General features: G+C 74.4%; 10 protein-coding genes. 3 read left to right on the top strand and 7 right to left on the bottom strand.

All coding sequences use genetic code 11. The features are described 5' to 3' along the window. The first annotated feature begins 104 nt into the window (after positions 1–104). The 3 genes from ABD333_RS08700 (at position 105) to ABD333_RS08690 (ending at position 1,513) form a co-directional block, all read left to right on the top strand. Positions 105–629, top strand: coding sequence for a pyridoxamine 5'-phosphate oxidase family protein (locus ABD333_RS08700; RefSeq protein WP_344539449.1), 525 nt, complete (start codon positions 105–107; stop codon positions 627–629). A gap of 46 nt (positions 630–675) precedes the next feature. Then, complete coding sequence (locus tag ABD333_RS08695) at positions 676–1,032, top strand: DUF6191 domain-containing protein (RefSeq protein WP_344539448.1); 357 nt, start codon at positions 676–678, stop codon at positions 1,030–1,032. An 82-nt stretch (positions 1,033–1,114) separates the two neighbouring features. Next, positions 1,115–1,513 (top strand): hypothetical protein, encoded by a 399-nt coding sequence (locus tag ABD333_RS08690; RefSeq protein WP_344539446.1) that lies wholly within the window; start codon positions 1,115–1,117, stop codon positions 1,511–1,513. A gap of 88 nt (positions 1,514–1,601) precedes the next feature. On the opposite strand, the gene ABD333_RS08685 is transcribed toward ABD333_RS08690, so the two are convergent. The 7 genes from ABD333_RS08685 to ABD333_RS08655 all read right to left on the bottom strand — a co-directional run bounded on the left by ABD333_RS08685 (position 1,602) and on the right by ABD333_RS08655 (position 18,753). Further along, entirely contained in the window at positions 1,602–2,534 is a 933-nt protein-coding gene (locus ABD333_RS08685; protein WP_344539444.1) for a hypothetical protein, read from the bottom strand. Then, positions 2,531–4,399, bottom strand: coding sequence for a class I SAM-dependent methyltransferase (locus ABD333_RS08680; RefSeq protein ID WP_344540450.1), 1,869 nt, complete (start codon positions 4,397–4,399; stop codon positions 2,531–2,533). Before ABD333_RS08680 ends, ABD333_RS08685 begins: the two co-directional genes overlap by 4 nt. Next, positions 4,399–5,673 carry a glycosyltransferase gene (locus ABD333_RS08675; protein WP_344539442.1) on the bottom strand — a complete coding sequence of 425 codons (1,275 nt, stop codon included), beginning with the start codon at positions 5,671–5,673 and terminating at the stop codon, positions 4,399–4,401. Before ABD333_RS08675 ends, ABD333_RS08680 begins: the two co-directional genes overlap by 1 nt. Beyond that, a complete protein-coding gene (locus tag ABD333_RS08670; protein ID WP_344539441.1) occupies positions 5,670–6,524 on the bottom strand; it encodes an alpha/beta fold hydrolase in 855 nt (284 codons plus the stop codon). The genes ABD333_RS08675 and ABD333_RS08670 overlap by 4 nt, the downstream gene beginning before the upstream one ends. A gap of 4 nt (positions 6,525–6,528) precedes the next feature. Further along, complete coding sequence (locus tag ABD333_RS08665; protein WP_344539439.1) at positions 6,529–6,849, bottom strand: acyl carrier protein; 321 nt, start codon at positions 6,847–6,849, stop codon at positions 6,529–6,531. Beyond that, positions 6,846–11,438, bottom strand: a complete 4,593-nt coding sequence (locus ABD333_RS08660) for a beta-ketoacyl synthase N-terminal-like domain-containing protein (protein ID WP_344539437.1) — start codon at positions 11,436–11,438, stop codon at positions 6,846–6,848. The genes ABD333_RS08665 and ABD333_RS08660 overlap by 4 nt, the downstream gene beginning before the upstream one ends. 112 nt (positions 11,439–11,550) lie before the next feature. Next, complete coding sequence (locus tag ABD333_RS08655; RefSeq protein WP_344539436.1) at positions 11,551–18,753, bottom strand: SDR family NAD(P)-dependent oxidoreductase; 7,203 nt, start codon at positions 18,751–18,753, stop codon at positions 11,551–11,553. Positions 18,754–18,980 lie beyond the last annotated feature (227 nt).

The raw sequence follows: 18,980 nt of genomic DNA, 5'->3' as shown, positions 1-18,980 counted from the left end.
CAGGCTACCGCCCCGCGACGCCCCAGCCGAGTCACGGACGGCGACCGGCCGTGTCCGCGTCTGGAACGATAGGAAGGGGAGAGCAAGACCGAGGGGAGATCGTCATGCCGGCTTCCGGCGCCGTACCGGGAGTGGTTCCCACCATCAGCCGTCCGTACATGCCCGGTTACGGAATCAGCGGCCCGACGGAGGGCACCGGCCTGCTGCCGTGGTCGTGGGCCGTCGAACGGCTGAACGCCTCGCGCAACTTCTGGCTCAGCACGGTGTGGCCGGACGGGCGCCCGCACACCATGCCCGTGTGGGGGGCCTGGTCGGGCGAGGCGCTGTGGTTCAGCAGCAGCCTGTCGTCCCGCAAGATCGGCAACATCCGGGCCAACACGAACGTCACGATGGCCACCGAGGACGCCGAGAATCCGGTGGTCGTCGAGGGCCGCGCCGAGATCGTCACCGAGCCGGACCGGCTGCAGCGGTTCATCGACATGGTCAACGCCAAGTACGGCACCGGCTATCGTGTGGACTTCCTGGACCCCGCCGTCAACGCGACGGTCGCCGTCTGGCCACAATGGGCGTTCGGGCTGCAACAGGGAGACTTCAGCGGTTCTCCCACCCGCTGGTCGTTCGCACAATGAGCGGCCGGACGGGATCAATTCGGAGACTCATCGCGTTGGAGAGTGTGTGAAGTCACCCTTTCGCCGCCGCAAGCGTGTCAAGGGCCGCCCCATGGGGACGGCTCCCAAGCCGGCCGAGCACGAGCCCGTGGACTGGCCCCAGGAGGGCACCGGCAAGTCGTCCCTGATGGGAGCGATCCGTGGTGACGGCGAGACGGGCGCCGGTTTCGGCGGCGGCATGTTCGAGGATCTGGCCTCGGCCTTCGAGGGCTCCAAGAAGGTCAAGATCGAGGAGCAGGAGCAGCAGAAGCTGCGCAAGGCCGACGACATGCTCCAGGCGGGCGCGGGCGGCCGCGACAACCTCGACTCGGGCAAGATCCGCATCCGCCGCACGTCCGGCGAGTCCGACTCCCGGCCGGAGTAGGACCGGCCCGGAACGGCGGGGATAGAGCTTTGTGGCCGATCTGTATCGAACATAGGTTCGAATATCGGGTTATCGTAGGCGCGTGAGCACGTACGTCCCGCCCGGCTGGCCCGCGCAGGTGCACCCCCCGGGCACCGAACGCTTCGAGGACACGGCGATGACCTGGCTGCTCGAGCTCGTCCCGCCGGAGTATCGCCGTTACGGGGTGCTGCGCCGCTATCCGATCGCGCTGGCCCGCATGGCCCGCCATCACGTCAACGCCTCCGTCGAGGCCGCCCGGGAGGGCTTCCGCACCGCCCGGGTCGAGCTCGCCGAGGCGGTCCCGCCGCACGGCATCGAGGCCGTCCTGGAGACCTACCGCCGCGAGGGCGGCCGCCTGGTCGCCTTGGCGTCGGCGATCGAGCTCGTCGAGTCCGCCCTGCGCAGCCAGGAGCTCCCCGACGACCCCGAATACCGCCGCCCCTTCACCCCCAAACTCTGAGGCCTACCACCGCGCCGGGCTAGCGCCAGGGCGGCCTGCTGCCGGTTTGCCCGGCGCGCGGTTGGCGCGGTGGGGTGGTGGGGGTTGGTCAGTGGGCGCGGGTGGCGTTCTGGGCGGCGGCGACCGCGGTCAGGAAGCGCGGTGGGCGGCGGGCGTGGCCTGCCAGCCTGCCGGTGACGGCCGCCCGGATTCGCGGGACGGCGGCCATCGGCACCAGCGCCACCCCGCAACGGCCGATGACCAGGCCGCCGAGCGCGCCCGCGTCTCGTGCCGCGTCGAGGGCCGCGTCGAGCAGGGGTTCGCCGCGTACGTGTGCCTCGGTGAGCAGCGGACCGAGCGCGGAGAAGTTCCCGGCGCGCAGGGCCGACGCGGCGCGTTCGGCGAGGTTCCCCGCCGGGCGCACGGGCGCCGCCGCCGCGCTGCCGACGTCCATGATGAGGATCCGCAGGCCCACGGCCGCCAGGTCGAACGGCAGATACTCGATCCCGTCCGAGACCAGGAGCGCTTGCTTGGGGCGGGCGTTCTGCGCGGCGGCGTAGCACGGGGACCGGTCGCACGGCCGTACGCCCGTCGCGTACAGCTCCCGGAGGCCCAGCTCGACGGCGCAGGCCGTCTCGGCGCCCGTGAGGAGCCCCATGGCGGCCGGGAGCTCGCGGTTGATCAGCACCCGGGTGCCCGGCCGGCCGTGCGTGAGGAGCGCGCTCGCGGCGGTGCGCGCCCACTCGGGCACGGTGCCCGAGGCGAGCGCCGACCGCAGCGTCCCGGGGCCGGTCGAGAAGCTTTCGGTGTGATGGTTCGTCGAATAGAACGCGGCGGAGCCGTCATCGGTGGCGCCGAGGGCCACGACGACGCCCCAGGGAAGCGCGACCGCCAGCGCGGCCGGCGACGCCGGATTCCCGCCCAGCAGCGTCAGCCCGCCGGGCGCCCGCCACACTCCCCCGGGCGCGGTCCCGTAGGCCCGAGTGAAGACATGCGCGGTGATCCGTACCTCTGGATGGACGGCGGGCTCGGTTTGGATCACCCTTCGTCCTTTCGCGCCAGCACCCGGTAGGTGTTGCTCGTGCCCGGGACCAGCGGCAGCACCATCAGGTCGAGGACCACGGCCACACCGAACAGCGGACCGGCGAAGGCCGCCGCCAGCCCCCGCCTCGCCCAGGCCGCGGCCGTCGGCCGGCCCGGTGCCCAGGGTCGCCGGGGGTCGGGGCCGAACGTCCGGAGCATGCCCAGCACGGCCAGCCGCAGGTCGTTCCGCCGATGCGCGCGGCGCCGCCGGCGGGCCACGATCCGCAGCCCGCGCGCCGTCAGCGCCTCCTCCAGGTTGCCGATCGGGATCAGGTGCCGGTGCCGGGGCTGCGTCCACGGTGACCACCAGCGGCCGCACACCATGCCGAGCGACGACTCGGGATCGGCCAGCTCGATCAGCAGATGCCCGCCCGGCGCGAGGACCTTCGCCGCGGCGTCCAGCTCGGCGAGCGGGTCGGCGGCGTGTTCGAGGTAACGGTGCATGCTGATGACGTCGTACCGCCCGGACAGCTCTCCCATCAGCTCCGTGAACCGCCCTCGGTAGGCCACGCGCAGCCAGCCGCGCCGTACACCTTCCTCGGCCCCGCCCCGGGTGTCCAACCCGTCGAACTCAGTGCCGGGCAGCACCGTGCGAGCCGTACGGCAGAAGTGTCCCTGTCCGCTGCCGACGTCCAGCCACATACGCGGCCGAGGTTCGACGTGGGCGGCCGCAAGCTTCGCGCGTGCCCGGTAGATCCTGCTGCGGCCGGTCAGAGCCCGTCCTCCGGCGCCGTCCGGGACGTCGCGGGTGTAGAAGTGCAGCCCCGCCGCATTCAGCGCGGGGTTCTGGAAGACGTGGCCGCAGTCGCCGCACCGCTCCAGCCTGAACGTGCCCGGCTTGGCCTGCGGCACATCGCCGCTGGTCAGGAGTTTCCGGAACGCGAGCGAGCCGCACCACGGGCAGTCGTCGCGGACCGGTTCAAGGAAGCGCGCCACGCCTCGCGCGATCTGGTTCCCGAACCACTCGCGCTCTTCCCGCGCGTGCTCGGCGGCCCGCCGCTCCCAGCCCGTCTGCGGGCCCGTGAGCGTCTTCCAGCACTGCCAGGGTGTCCGCACGACGCGCAGGAACGCCGACCGGTGCAGGTCGCGGGGCGAGAGCGCCGATCCGATGAACACGACGTAGGGCACCGCGCTGTACGCGGCCACGGCGAGCAAGCCCCACCACAGATCGGCCACCAGCGCCAGCCCGACCGCGCCGTACCCCAGCAGCGCGCCGGTGATCCGCCGTCGTACCGAGATCCCGAGCCCGCGCAGCCAGGCGCGCCGCCCGTCGCACGCCGGCAGCCGGGGCGTCGTGCGGCACGGCGCGACGACCATGGCCGCGCCCGCACCGGCGCCTTCCTGCGGCGGCAGCGCGTACCGCCGCAAGCGGGCGGTGGCGGCGCCGAAGTCGCCGGGCTCCATCGATCCGGCGCGGACCTCCGCCCGGCCGAGCACGTCGCCGGAGACGAGCGTCGCGAACCCGGCACCGCGTCCCGGCGCGCCGGGATCGTTCCGGTACCGGCGAAGGTCGGCGTTCTGGGCGAGGTCGAGCGCCCGCACGACCGGCAGGTCGGCCGGGACCAGGTCGAGAACCTGCACGTCGCGTGCGAAGGCGTGGTCGAACGCGGCGCGGCGCAGCCGTCCCGAGACGATGGCGCCTTCCGCCGTTATCAGCTCGTACGCGTCGGCCGCCCTAAACGCGTCGCCCGGCCCGCACGCGTCGTCCGGCTTGTACGCGTCGTTCTCGATGGGGACGTCGAGGCGGCGGAGCGGGCCCAGCCGTCGCCGCAGGCGGACCGCGTTGGCGGTCACCCCGGCGGCGACCAGCAGGGAGACGAGCATCACGCGAGCTTCTCCAGACGTTCGGCCGCCTGGGCCGCGCCCCCGGCGGCGGTGAAGGAATCCCTGATTCGCCCGGCCGCGATCCGGTAGGCCTCGTCGGTGAGCACCGCCTCCAGCGCGGCGCGCAGTTCCGCCGCCCGCACCCGGGCGAACCGGACCGCCACCCCGGCGCCGGCCGTCTCGACCTGGCGGGCGATCACCGGCTGGTCGTCCCGGATCGGCGCGACGACCAGCGGCAGGCCGTGTGCGAGCGCCTCGCAGACCGTGTTGTGGCCGCCGTGCGACACGACCGCCGACATCCGCTCCAGGAGCGGGAGCTGCGGCACGTGCTCGCGGACCAGCACGTTCGGCGGCGGGTCCGTGACCAGGCCCGCAGGCGCGACGAAGACCGCCTGCAGGTCCAGATCTCGTACGGCCTCGGCCGCGACCTGGAAGAACCGTTCCCCCGCCGGGCCGTTGACCGTCCCCAGCGAGACGAGCACGGCGGGGCGGCGGCCGGTCTCCAGCCAGTCCCAGGGGAAGTCGCCGCCCGGCGGGCGCCCGAGAGCGGGCCCCACGAACGCGAAGTGATCCGGGAAGAACGAGACGTCCCCCATCAGCGCGTCCGTGGAGAACACCAGCACCAGGTGGTCGGAGAACCGCAGGTCGAGCAGGTCCTCGATGCCGTGGTCCAGCTGGAACTCGCCGATCTTGTCGCGCACCCACTCCTCGACCAGCGGCATGCCCGCCAGCGGCCGGGTGAGCTCGGCGGACGTGGTCGCCGACGTCGCCCATGGCAGCCCGCTCAGCCGCGCCGCGACCGGAGCCGCCAGCACCTGCTGGTCGGAGACCACCACGTCCGGGCGGAACCGGGCGATCGCCGTCTCGACGCCCGGCATCATCGCGTGCCCGAGCGGGACGAGGAACTGCTCCCACAGGAACTTCAACGCCGCCGGGCCGCGCAACCCCAGCCACTCCTGCCGGCCGGCCTCCAGCCGTGCCGTGAACGCTTCGTTCCCCGCCGCGTAGACACGCGAACCCGGGCGCAGGAGCGGTTGGAGGCTGCCCGGGTGCCCTGTCCAGGCGACGCGGTGCCCGCGCCGTACGAGCTCGTCCGCCACCGCGACGGTCGGGTTGATGTGCCCGGCCAGCGGCGGTACGGCGAACAGAAACCGGCGCGGAGCCTGCTCCGCCCGTTTCCCTTCGTCGCCGCCGACGGCCTCCTTACCGAGCAGCGGCGGCACCTGTACGCGGCGCGACGCGGCCGAACGTCCCCGGCGCGGCCCCCTCCTCACAGCGCACCTCCGGCCATCGCCATGACCGGAACGCGCGTGCCGGCGTGATGGGCGAGCCAGCGCAACATGACAGCGAGCAATTGCTCGGTCCCTTCTCTGAGCACGGTGTGCGCGTGACCGGACATGATGTGGAGCGTGCATTCGGGTACGGAACGCAGGAGCAGCCTTCCGGCGTCCACGATGTCCGAGTGCTCCCCGTAGACGGCCAGCACCGGGCACGTCACGGCGGCCAGGTCGGCGGGCCGGACGGGTTCGATGGCGGCCAGGTCGTCGAGCAGGCTGGTGCCGTTGACGAGCGCGTCGGCGGTCCGCGCCTGCCTGCCGCGCTGCCGCCAGCCGATCGCGAGCAGCTGATCGGCGAGCCGCTCGTACTCCAGTACGAGCGCCGACTTGCCGAGCGTGTTGAGCATGTTCTCGGTCCATTCGCCCGCGCGCTCGGCCGGGCCGTACGACTCGATCATGACGAGCCCGGCCACCCGCTCCGGCCGGGCGAGCGCCGCGTTCAGCGCGACGACGCCGCCGAAGCTGTTGGCGACCAGGTAGACCGGCCGCCGGTGGCCGAGCGCGTCCAGGACGCCGAAGAGGTCCGCGACGGCGTCGGCCGCGCTGTAGCCGGCCGGGGTGCGCTCCGAGCGGCCGTGGCCGCGCAGGTCGTACAGCACCGCGCGGGCCCCGGCCGCCGAGACCGGTCCGGCCAGCGTGTAGTAGAAGCTCGACAGGTCGTCCACCACCAGCCCGTGGACGAACACCACCACGGGCGGATCGGACGCCGCGCCCCGCGCCGGGTCCGCCGGTGGAGGGTCCATCGTCTGGACGTGGAACCGGATGCCGCGTGCGGTCACCTCGGGCATGCGTTCAGACGCCCGCGGGGTGCAGGCGCGACTCGATGTGCCGCACGAGGTCGCCGACCGTCATCCGCATGATCTGGTCGAGGTCCATTCCCGCGATGAACGCCGGGAGGTCGACGCGCTCCCCGTAGTGCCGCCGCAGCCGCTCGGCGAGCACGACGAACTCGATGCTCTCCAGCGCGAGATCCTCGTTGAACGTGGTGTCCGGCCCCACCTCCAGCTCCAGCAGGAAGTCCTCACCGACCACGTCGACCAGCATCCTGACGACCTCCGCGAGAACGTCTGTGCCGGTGCCCATGTCCATGCTCACGTTCGTGCCCCCGTTCATGTCTGCTTGGCGTCTCTGCTCTGCGACCTGACCGTCCAGGTCACGACGTGTCCGTCCACGAGGCGGGTCTCCACCGCCGTCAGCGAGTCCGGCGCGGCCACCAGTAGCCGGTCGGCGGCGGCCGCGGTGACGACGAAGTCGCGGGGCCGGACGGTGCCGCCGGGCCGGCCGGCCACGGCGGCCTTGGCGGCGGCCTCGCGCGCCGCCGCGCGCTTCGCCGCCAGCAACCGCGCGGTCTCCGTCGTGGGATCGCCGGGCAGCCGCTTGAGCAGCGCCAGCTCGCTCTCGCGTAGCGTGACGCCCTCAGCCGAGTCCCGCTGCGGCATGCCCGCCGAGCCGCCTGCCAACTCGCCCGCTGACGCGCCTGCTGACTCGCCCGCCGACTCGACCGGCGACTCGTGTGCCGGGTTGTCGGCGATCCGCGCGATGTCGATGCCCGCCGGTTCGGCGGCGGGCCGGATGAGCGCCACCCCCAGTTCCGCGGTCTGCGCGATCGACACCGCCACCGGCTGGTCGAAGGGGCCCGCAGCCTCGGGCCGCCCTGACCCGTCCACCCGTACGGTCACCTCCGCGGGGAACAGCGGCCCGTGGCCCTTGCCCCACAGCCAGTGCCGCACGGCGTCCTTGGCCGCGATCCGGCCCAGCAGCCACGGCTCCTGCTCGCGCGGCGTGAGGGCCTGGTACTCGACCCGTTCCGCGGCGCACAGGTACTGGCGCATCAGCAGGTCGCGCGACGCCGTGCCGTCCCAGCGCCTGCGCGCCAGGCACCAGTCGCCGGACTGCGGCTCGCCGATCGCCGAGAACTCGGGCGTGAGCCTCATCCGCCACACCGGCTCGTCGGTGAAGAAGCGGTGCGTGGTCCAGCCGTCGACGCGGCCCCACACCGTGCCGTCCGGGCGGACCAGCTCGGCGTCGCACCTGATCGTCGTGTCGGAGACCGTCCTGTTCCAGACGGTGACGTCGAGCCGTGCTCCTGCGGGCGGCAGCGGCGCGTACCAGGTCACCCGTTCGATGCCGACCGGGAAGACGGTCTGGTCCCTGTCCCCGTACACCTGGATCCAGTGGCCGCACAGGTGCCCGGCGCTGTCCATGAGCGCGCCCGGCGTGGGCAGTGAGGTCAGGGCGGCGCGCAGGCCGTCGCGAGCGAGCGCCGAAATCTCGGTGACGCCCTGGTAGAGCGGGCCGTGGAACATCCAGCGCTCGGCGTAGAACCGCTCGGCCGACACCACCGGCGGTTCCTCGCCGGTGAGCGGCGTACGGTCCGGAGGGGGCGGTTTCGGGTGGCCCGCGGCGAGCAGGGCGGTGCCCTCGGTGTGTCCCTTGATGACCACCCGCACCTTCCGGACGTCCGGCACGTCGCCGGGGCCGACGAGGGCCGCCTCGATGTCGGCGGTGGTCGGCGGGTCGGCGATGACCCACCGGACGGCCCGTACGTCCTCGAAGCCGATCACCACCAGCTCCGGGAAGAGCTCACGGGCGGCCTCGGCCATCACTTCGAGCAGCGTGGTCAGCGGCACGACCGGGAACCGGTCCGACGCCTCCGGCCAGTCGGCGGGCTGCGGGATCACGCAGTGGTCGATGAGGTACGGCATGGCTTCGAGCGAGAACACCCGCGAGGTGGTCAGCTCGGTCACCCGGGGCCTGGGTTCGGCCGGCGGCCGTCCGGTGCCGGTGTGCAGCGCGTCGAGGACGACCTGGGCGCTCTCGGTGGCGTCCCGGAGCAGCGCGTCCAGCTCGGCCATGACCGGACCGGCGTCGGCCAGCGGTGACGCGCCCGGCGGGAAGAGTCCCGTGCCGAGGCCCGTGCCGACGCTCGCGCTGACGTTCAGCGGCGGCACGGCGCCGTCCAGCCGGACGAGCGGAGTGCCGAGGTCGAGGCGCATCCCAGTGCCGTGCGCGGAGCCCTGCCCGAGCGTGCCCTCGTCCTGCGGCGCGGTTCCGTAGCCCTCCGCCCACAACGACGCGACCACGCGTTCGAGCTGGGCGAGGCCGGTCCGTTTGGGAACGTTGGCCGCCATGGCGAGGTGGTCGCGGTCACCGAGGCGGTCGCCCACGAATCCGGTCAGGCTTCCCGGGCCGACCTGGACGAACGCGCGCACGCCCGCGCCGTACAGCTCCTCGATGAGCTCGCTGAACCGGACCGGCTCCAGCAGGTGGCGCACCACCAGCCCGCGGATCTCGTCCACGCCGGACGGGAACGGCGCGACCGTGGTGCCCGACCACAGCGGCACGCGCGGCGGCCGGATCGGCAGCACCTCGAACGAACGGTGCACCGACCCGAGGTAGGCCTCGGCCATCGGGGTGTGGAACCCGGACCGGAACGGCAGCTCCTGGCCCAGCACTCCCTCGGCGCCGAGCCGCGCCAGCACCTCGCGCACGGCGCCCGGCGGCCCGCAGATCACCGACTGGTGCGGGCAGTTGTCGTGGCTGACCACGACCTCGTGCCTCGTGCCGATGGCGTCCAGGGCACGGTCGGCGCCGCAGCCCAGCGCGGCGTACGCGACGTCCGGCACGTCGAGCGTCCCGTGCTCCAGGGCCGCCAGGTACGCCTCGGCCGCTCCCGGCGGGTACATGCCCGAGATGATCATCGCGGTCCACTCGCCGAGGCTGTGCCCTGCGGCCACGTCCGGCTCGATGCCGAGCTCGCCCAGCGCGTCCGCCAGCAAGCGGCCGACGGCGATGACGTCGGCCGCGTGCCCGGGCAGGTCGGTCCGCCCGGTGAGCTCGGGGCGCGCCATCCCGAAGTGGTCGGCGACGTCGTCGACGCGCGGCTCGAAGGCCGGCTCGAACCCCGGGAAGAGGAACGCCGTCTTGCCGCCCGCAGCGAGCAGCGGCCGCGGCGTGAACCAGATGTCGCTCCGGCCGCGCCACGGCGTGCCCCGCAGCACGATGGCCCGGGCCAGGTCCAGCCGCCGGGCGGTCGGTTCCACGATCGCCAGGCGGCAGGGCAGGTCCGGGGGCTGCTCGCTCTTCGCCGCGATGGCGAGCAGTTCGCCGTCCGGCCGGTCGAGCAGCCGGGCCAGTTCCTCGTCCGTCCGTGCCGCCAGCCGCAGCACCCCGGTGCCGCTGCCTATGCCTGTGCCCATGCCTATGCCGGTGCCACAGCCGCCGTCCCCGGCACGCGGCGGGCCGATCATGCGCGGCAGCTCCGGCACACGCGCACGGCCGGCGGGCCGAACGTGTTCGGGCGGCTCTTCGAGGATCACGTGGGCGTTGGTGCCGCCGAACCCGAAGGCGTTGACGACGGCACGGCGCGGCGCGCCCCCGGCCGGCCGTTCCCACGTGGCCGACTCGCGGACGGGCCGCAGCCGGGTGCCCGCGAGCGCCGGATGCGGCTCCTCGACGTGCAGGGTCGGCGGCAGCACGCCGTCGCGCAGCGCGCAGGCCGCCTTGATCAGACCGGCGATGCCCGCCGCGGGCATGGCATGACCGATCATCGACTTCACCGCGCCGAGCGCCAGCGGCGGCCCGCTCGCGCCGAAGACCCGGCGCAACGTCTCCAGCTCCGCCGCGTCGCCCGCCGGGGTCGCGGTGCCGTGCGCCTCGACCAGGCCGAGCGCCTCAGGTGCCGCCGGATCGAGCCCGGCGTCCTGCCAGGCGCGCTCCACGGCGAGCACCTGGCCTTCCACGAGCGGGCTCATGATGCCACCGGCCCGGCCGTCGCTGGACGAGCCGACGCCGCGGATGACCGCGTGGACGCGGTCGCCCGCGCGTTCGGCGTCCGACAGCCGCTTGAGCAGCACGACGCCGGTGCCCTCCGACAACAGCGTGCCGTCGGCGGACCGGTCGAACGGGCGGATGCGCTCGGTCGGGCTCAGCGCCCGCAGCTGGCTGAAGACGCTCCACACCGTCGCGTGGTGCGCGTGGTGCACCGCCCCGGCGAGCATCGCGTCGCACTGCCTCGAACGCAGCGCCCGGACGGCGTGCTCCACCGCCAGCAGCGAGGACGCGCAGGCGGCGTCCAGCGTGTACGCGGGACCGCGCAGGTCGAAACGGTTGGCGATCCGGGACGCCGCGAAGTTGGGCACCAGCCCGACCGAGGCGTCCGGGCCGTCCGGGCCGAGCCGTTCACAGAACGCGTGCCGTATCCGCGCCAGCCGGTCGGCGCCGAGACCGGGGACCAGCTCCATCAGCACGGACGTGAGCTGGTGCGCGGTGCGCACCCGCTGGTCGAAGCGGGCCACCCCCGGCGTGATGTAGCCGCCGCGGCCGATGACGACCCCGATCCGGGTCCGGTCCGGCAGCCGCCCGTCGCCGCCCGCGTCCGCGATCGCCTCGGCCGCGGTGCGCAGCGCGAGCAGCTGGTCGGGCTCCATGCCCGCCACCGCGGCGGGCATGATGCCGAACCGGACCGGGTCGAACGTGGCCAGATCGTCCACGAACCCGCCGCGCCTGCAGTAGAACCGGTCGCTCTCCGGGGGCCGCCCGTACGCCTCCGGGTCGTAGTACAGCGCCGGGTCCCAGCGGTGCGCCGGGACGTCGGTGATCGCGTCGATCCCGGCACGGATGTTGCGCCACAGCTCCGCCGCCGACCCGGCACCGGGGAAGATCGCCCCTACGCCGACGATCGCGATCGGCTCCCCGCTCATGGGCTCGCTCCGCTCACCGGCTCACGGCCGCCTTCACGTGGCGGCTTCCCTCGTCGCTCTGGTCGCAAGCTCCCGACGCTCCTCAGTCCAGCCGCCACGCGGCCGCTCGCGCTCATCGGCCGGTCGTCCCGGTGAAGACCACCTGCACCTCGTCGCCGTAGGCGATCTCACGGAGCAGCGCCGCCACCCCGGCGTCCGGATCGATCAGCGCGAGGCCGCGCCGCGCGTACTCGCGGGCGAGCCCGGCCGAGACCATGCCGCCGCCCGCCCACGGACCCCAGTCGGCGACCAGCACCCTGCCGCGCAGCTCGGTGCGCCATACCCGGGCGAGAGTGCCGCAGGCGTCGTTGGCGGCCGCGTAGTCGGCCTGGCCGCGGTTGCCGTGAACACCGGAGACGCTGCCGAAGACCACGAAGAAGCGCAGGTCCGGCCGCACCGCGGCGGCCAGCGCGGCGGCGCCGTCCACCTTGGTGCGGTAGACCCGGGCGAACGACTCGGGCTCCTTGTCGCGCACGAGCCGGTCCTCCAGGAGGCCCGCCCCGTGGATCACCCCGTCGAGGCGGCCGTGCCGGGCGTAGACGTCCTCGACGATGGCGCGCACGGCCTGCGGATCACGCACGTCCAGCGCGTGGTAGCGGACGGACGCGGCGGGGCCGCGCATCGTCTCCAGGACGGCCCGCACCTCGCGCTCGGCGAGGATCTCGCGGATCGCCGCCTCGATCTGCGCGAGCGTGCGGCCGCCGCGCGCGACCAGCGCGTGGCGCAGCGACACCTCGTCGGGAGCGGCGGCGATCGCCGGGTCCTCCACCGGGCGCGGCTCCAGCGTCCGGCCGATCAGCTCCAGATGGCAGCCGGTGGTGCGGGCGAGTTCGAGGGCGACCCGCGCGGTGATCCCGCGGGCGCCGCCAGTCAGCAGGACCACGCTGCCCGGGCCGAGGTTCAGGCCGTGCGCCGCCGGGCCGGCCGATCCCTCCAGCGCGGGAACGGGAAGCTCGGCCGTCGTCACCGACAGCGTCCGGCGATGGTCGCCCTCGTGGCCGACGTCGACCGGCGACTCGGCGACGAGCATTTCGGCGAGAATCCGCTGCGCCACCGCGCGCGGGCTGTCCTTGGCGTCGACGTCCACGGCGCGGACGAGGACGTCCGGGTACTCCTGCGCGAGCGTGCGGGCGAGGCCGCGCAGACCCGCCCCCGCGGTCGGGTCACCGATGCCGCCGCCCTCGAAGCGGTGCCCGAACGTCCCGTTCGAACCGCTCGCCAGCACGAGCCAGCGCAGGTCGCCGCCGAGCAGCGCGTCGCGGATGCCGCCGTACGCGCCGGGCAGCACCGGGCCGCAGCCGGGCCGCAACGCGGCGAGGTGAACGAGGCCGTCGCAGGGGCCGTCGGGCTCCAGCGGGGTCCGGACCTGGGCTCCCCGCCGTTCCAGCAGGTCGGCCAGCTCCAGCGCGATCCCGCAGCCGTCATCGACGATCACGAACCGCTTCCCGTCGAACGACCCCGGCATCGAAGGGGGCAACGGAGGCAGGTCCACCATCCGGACGAGCTGCCGGACCGGCGGGCTCACGATCGGGACGGCCGGCGCGGCCGCCGCCTTGATCGGGGCGGCGGGCGCGGGTACGAGCACCTCGGCGGTGCGCGGACCGCTGGACGGCGTGCCCCCGGGAACGTCCGCGGCCTCCGGGACCGCGTCGGCGTCGGCGGCGTTCGGAGGCACGTCGGCGGCGTTCGAGGGCGCGTCCATGGCATCAGGAGCCGGGCCAGTGGCCTCGCGCGTCGAGTCCGTGACCTCGGCAGATGCGTCAGTGGCCTCGGCGGACGCGTCCGTGGGCTCAGGGGTCACGTCGTCGGCCCTTGAACGTGCTTCGGGGGCCGGCGCGCCGTCACCGAGGCCCAGCCGGCCGCAGATCCACGAGACGATCTCCCCGATCGTCCTGATCCGGGCGAGCTCCTCGACGACCGGCTCGTCCAGGCGTACCCCGGCGGCGGTCAGGCCGGTCCGCTCCGCCAGCTCCCCGATGATCTCGGTGCGCTTGATGGAGTCGATGGACAGGTCGGCCTCCAGGTCCAGACCGGCGCCGAGCATCTCCTCGGGGTAGCCGGTGCGGGCGCCGATGGCCGCGAGCACGGCGGCGTGGATCTCGTCCGGTCCGGGCCGGACGGCCTCCGGTCCGGCGGGCCGCGCTGGCGCGGGGTCCGCGGTGTCGGCCCCGGCCGTTCCCGTGACGGACGAGGGGCCGGGTGCCGGCAGCACCTCGCCCGCGTCCACCGCTCGCGGAGCGGGGATCGGCGCCGGCGCGGACCTCGGGGGCGCCGCGGCCGGCGGTGCCGCGCCGAGGAAGCCGAGTACGACGTCGCGCTGCGCGGCGACGAGCTCGCGGCTGGTACGCAGGTACTCCAGGACCGCGGCCTCGGACACGCTCGGCGCGGGCCGGGGGTCGGCACCCATGGTTCCTCCTGAGGGCAGCGCGACCCGCTCGGCGGGACGCAGCGCGTTGGTGAGATAGCCGCCGTCGGCGGTGCGGACCAGATGCCCGTTGACGATCCAGCTCGGTGTCCCGCGGCCGTCGGCGGCCGACACCGGGCGTGCGTCGCGTCCGGCGAACAGCGGCAGCGGGTCGACCGGGACGCCCGCCACGGCGAGGCGGGCCAGGGCCTCCAGCAGCCGTTCGAGACCGGCCTCGCCGGGCGTGTCCACGTTGACGGCGGTGTGCGGCCGGTCGCCCAGGATCGCGCCGACGAGCCGGGTCAGCACCCGGCCCGGTCCGGCCTCGACGAAAACGCGCGCGCCCGCCGCGTACATCGCCTCGATCTGCTCGACGAACCGGACCGGCGCGGCGACCTGGCCCGCGAGCGTGGCGCGCAGTTCGACCGGGTCGGTGCCGTACGGCGCGGCGGTGGCGTTGGACCACACCGGGAACGCGGGCGAACGCAGGTCGCGCCCGGCCAGTTCGGCGCGCAGCATGGCCGCCGCCCCGGCGACGAGCGGACTGTGGAACGCGCACGCGACCGGAATCCGCTCGGCGGCGATGCCGCGGTCCGCCAGCGCACCCAGCGCGGTCTGGAGCGCCGCGGTGGAACCTGAGATCACCACCTGGCGTGGCGCGTTGTGACCCGCGACCACGACCTCGGAGACGTCCGCGAGCGCCGTCCGTACCTCCGCCAGGCTCGCGGTCACGGCCGCCATGGCACCCGGGTCTCCGTGGCCGCCGCCGTCCTTGTCCGACGCGGCGGCGAGGATCGCCTCGGCGCGCGCCGCGCTCAGCGCGATCAGGTCGTCGTCGGCGCAGACCCCGGCGGCGCAGAGCGCGACCAGCTCGCCGTAGCTGTGCCCGCCCGCGAGGTCGGGCCGCACGCCCAGCTCGGTGAGGAGCCGGTGCGCGGCCAGTCCGGCGATCCCCAGCGCGGGCTGCGCGACCCTGGTGTCGGTGATCGCCGCGCGCTGCCGCTCGTCCTCCTCCGGGGTGAACGCGGCGGGCGGGAACATCGCCCGCGCGTAGCGGCCGTCCGCCGCCCGCAGCAGCCGCTGCAGCCGCGGGAACGCCACGAAGAGATCGGCGAGCATGCCCGGCCGCTGGCTGCCCTGCCCGGGATAGAGGAACGCGACCTTGCCCGGCTCAGGCCCGTCCTGCCCGGCCACGTGGACGCCGGACGCCGAGCGGAGGCCGAGCGCCGCGTCGAGCTTGCCGCGCAGATCGTCCAGGCTCGTCGCGACCAGCGCCATCTGCACCGGCCCGGACCCCTCGGCGAACGTGCGGGCGAGATCGCGCAGCCGCACTCCGGGGGTGTCGAGCAGGGCGCCGAGGCGGTCCAGCTCGGCGCGGGCGGCGGTGCGGTCGGCGCCGCGGATCAGGAACAGCTCGGCGGGCCACTCGTCGAGCCCGGTCACCGGCTCGGGAGCGCCGTCGTACCCCGCGAGAACGGCGTGGAAGTTGGAGCCGCCGAAGCCGAAGCCGCTCAGCCCCGCGTACCGTTGCGCGGGTGCGGCGGCCCACGGCCGGGCGCCGCCGCCGAAGACGAACGGGCTGGTGGCCGCGTCCCAGGCAGCCGACGGTCTCCTGAGGTGCAGGGTTCCGGGCAGCACTCCGGTGTGCAGCGCGTACGCGGTCTTGATGAGCCCGGCCAGCCCGGCGGCGCACTTGGTGTGGCCGATCTGCGACTTGACCGAGCCGAGCGTGACGCCGCCCGGCTCGGCGCCGGCCCGGGTGAACGTCTCGGTCAGCGTGGTGAGCTCGGTGCGGTCGCCGACCTCGGTACCGGTTCCGTGCGCCTCGACGAGGCCCACGGCGGCGGGCGAGATCCCGGCGCGCTCGTACGCGCGTTCCAGCGCGAGCCGCTGCCCCTCGGCACGCGGCGCGGTGAGGCCGAGCGAACGGCCGTCGCTGGAGGCCGCCACGGACTTGATGACGGCGTAGATCCGGTCGCCGTCGCGTTCGGCGTCCGCGAGCCGTTTGAGCACCACGCAGGCGACGCCCTCGCCCAGCGCGATGCCGTCGGCGCCCGCGTCGAACGAGGCGCACCGGCCGCTCGGCGACAGCGTGTGCACCGACGAGAAGAGCAGGTAGTCGTAGATCCCGTTGTGCAGGTCGGCGCCGCCGCACAGCACCATGTCGCTCGTTCCGGCGACGAGCTCCTTGCAGGCGGAGTCGAGCGCGGCCAGGGACGCGGCGCAGGCGGCGTCGACGGTGTAGGTGGCGCCGCCGAGGTTCAGCCGGTTGGCGATGCGGCCGGCGATCACGTTCGTGAGCACGCCGGGGAACGAGTCCTCGGTCAGCCGCGGTAGTTGCGCGTCCAGTTCCTCGGGGACCTCGCCGAAGTACTTGGGCAGGATCGCCCGGGCGCTGTAGGCGGAGCCCAGATCGGTGCCCGCCTCCGCCCCGAAGAACACCGAGGTCCGGGAGCGATCGAACGCCCTCTCGGCGTAGCCCGCGTCGGCCAGCGCCCGCGCCGCGACCTCCAGCGACAGCAGCTGCATCGGCTCGACGCTGGCGAGCGAGCTGGGCGGGATGCCGTAGGCGTACGCGTCGAACGGGATGTCGGGCAGGAAACCACCCCATTTCGAGGGGGTCTTGGCTCCCGAGTCGTGCCGTGCCGCCGCCGGGTCGTAGTAGACCTCCGGGTCCCAGCGGTCGGCGGGCACCTCGGTGACCGCGTCCACGCCGCCCACGACGTTGGCCCAGTACTCGCCGAGGTCGCGGGCCCCGGGGAAGACACAGGCCATGCCGACGATCGCGATGTCGGCGGGTGCCGCCGCCGCGGGCTCCGCCCGCTCGGCGTCGGCGGCGTCGATGCCGAGCGTGGCGGCCCGCGCCGACAGGAAGGAGGTCGCACCGGTCGTCACCTGCTCGTGCAGGCCGGTGATGCTGGTGGTGGCCGACCTCAGCGCCGCGACCTGGCCGATCATGTACATGCCGTCGCGATGCTGCTCACCGGCCCCGACCACCTCCAGACCACCCGCACCACCCGGGTTGCCCGGGCTCGCTGCTCGGCGCAGGCCCCTGGCGGCGATGCGCAGCCGCCCGAGGTTGAGCTGCTCCAGGCGGGCCCACATCTCCTTGCGTCCGGTGCCGGCGGCCTCCAGCTCCCGCCGGGCCTCCTCGAACTCCCGCACGTAGGGCGTACGCGCGCACCGGGTCGCGTGGCCGGGCGACGTCTCCAGCAGCGTGGTCCGGTCGCAGTCGAGGGCGGCGCGCTGGAACCCCGGCACGATCGCCTCCGCCGCGACGGCCTCGTAGGTGAACAGGTACGCGGTGCCCATCAGGACCCGGATGTCGGCGCCGCGTTCGGCCAGCGGCCCCGCCAGCGCGGAGACCATGGCGGCCGAACGTTCGTCGTGGATGCCGCCCGCGAACAACACCGACAGCCCGGCGGCCGCTCCGGGGTTCTCGTCGGCGAACGTCAGCAGCCGGTCGACCTGCGCGTCCCACAGAGGGAAACTGGCGCGCGGCCCCACATGGCCGCCGCACTCCATCCCCTCGAAGACGAACTTGCGAGCGCCCTCGCTCAGGAAACGTTCCAGCAGTCCCGGCGACGGGACGTGCAGGTAGGTGCTGATCCCGGCCTCCTCCAGCGGGGCCGCCTGGGGAGGCCGCCCGCCCGCGATCAGCGCGTACGGCGGCTTGACCTCGTGCACCGCGGCGAGCTGCGCCTCCCGCAGCCCGGGCGGCGCGAAGCCGAGGACGCCCACGCCCCACGGCCGGTCCCCGAGCCGCTCGGCGGTCTCCAGGAGCAGCTCCCGCACCTCGTCGCCGCTCATCAGGGCGAGCGCGAGGAACGGCAGCCCGCCGTCCTGCGCGATCGCGGCGGCGAACGCGGACCGGTCGCTGACCCGCGTCATCGGCCCCTGCACCACCGGGTAGTCGCGGCTGATGGGGGCGCCCGGCGGGTTGTCACTCGGCGCCAGCGGCTCGGCCCGGACGGCGGCGCGGATGTGCGCGGTGATCTGCTCGCGTACGGCCTGCACGACGCCGCCCGCCGTCTTGTGCCGCTCGGCGAGCGACGCGGCCAGGGCGCCGTCCTGGCCCACCGGGAGCAGCCGCCGCCGCAGTCCGGTGGCGCCCAGGCGGGCGTTGATCCCGGCGAGGTCGAGCCCTTCCAGCGCGATGTCGGGCAGGTCCGGCCGCGTGTAGACCCGGTGCCCGCGGACGACCCTGGTCTCGCTGCCGTCCATCGCGGCCAGCGCGCCGGCGACGTCCGCCGGGAGCTCCATCTCCCGTACGAGCGCGAGCTGGACGTCGAGCACGACGCCCGCCGCGCCGCCGGCCACGGCCGCCGCCGCCGTGTGCGGCCCGATCCCCCCTGCCGCGTGGACCGGCACGGTGACCCGCGCGTCGGCGAGCAGCCGCTGAAGCAGCACGAACGTGGTCAGTTCGCCGACCCGCCCCCCGGCCTCGCAGCCGCGGGCGATGAGCCCCGACAAGCCGGGGAGCCGCGTGGCCGTGGCCACCTCCTCGGGGTCCACGACCTCGACCAGCAGCCTGCGCCGCCCGGCGAACGCCGCCGCCTGCCATTCCGCCGTGTACGGCACCGCCGCGTCCATCACGACCGTGTCGACGGCGTCCGGAAGGTCATCGGGGTGCGCCCCGCAACCGGCGGGTACCCGGACCCCGAACGTGCCCTTCCACCAGCGGCCGACATCGGCGAGGGCGGACCGGGCCCGATCGCGGTCCATGCCGAGGTCGAGCACGCCGAGGCCTCCGGCCCGGGCCACGGCGGCCGTCAGCTGGGGTGCCGGCAGGCCGAACGGGCCGATCCCGATGATCTCTGTCCGCGCACGGTCCCGCACGTCCGGTCCGGTCTGGCCCTTGTCAGCCGTCATCCACTGCCCCCCGACGTCCGCGCGGCCGGATGACCCTTCCGAGCCGCGCGGCTAGAAACCCTGCCGTGCCCCCTCTGCCGAGGGGTCGCGTCGCTGTCGCTGGGTCGCGGGCATGCGTCCCGCGACGCCGGGCAACACTACGGTCGGTGACCATACGATCACCTGGACGACACACCTCGGAGCGCGCCGATTGCGGGCTTCAAAGGCTCCCTTGGACGTTCGTTGAC

The organism is Actinomadura fulvescens (genome assembly GCF_039533225.1).
Taxonomy (GTDB): Bacteria; Actinomycetota; Actinomycetes; order Streptosporangiales; family Streptosporangiaceae; genus Spirillospora; species Spirillospora fulvescens.
This window is presented reverse-complemented; position numbering and strand designations above follow the sequence as displayed.

Bases quoted from the DNA above. Each gene is read 5' to 3' on its own strand.
- ABD333_RS08700 (WP_344539449.1), top strand. From the start codon at position 105: ATGCCGGCTTCCGGCGCCGTACCGGGAGTGGTTCCCACCATCAGCCGT.
- ABD333_RS08680 (WP_344540450.1), bottom strand. From the start codon at position 4,399: ATGCTCGTCTCCCTGCTGGTCGCCGCCGGGGTGACCGCCAACGCGGTC.
- ABD333_RS08670 (WP_344539441.1), bottom strand. From the start codon at position 6,524: ATGCCCGAGGTGACCGCACGCGGCATCCGGTTCCACGTCCAGACGATG.
- ABD333_RS08665 (WP_344539439.1), bottom strand. From the start codon at position 6,849: ATGAACGGGGGCACGAACGTGAGCATGGACATGGGCACCGGCACAGAC.
- ABD333_RS08660 (WP_344539437.1), bottom strand. From the start codon at position 11,438: ATGAGCGGGGAGCCGATCGCGATCGTCGGCGTAGGGGCGATCTTCCCC.
- ABD333_RS08655 (WP_344539436.1), bottom strand. From the start codon at position 18,753: ATGACGGCTGACAAGGGCCAGACCGGACCGGACGTGCGGGACCGTGCG.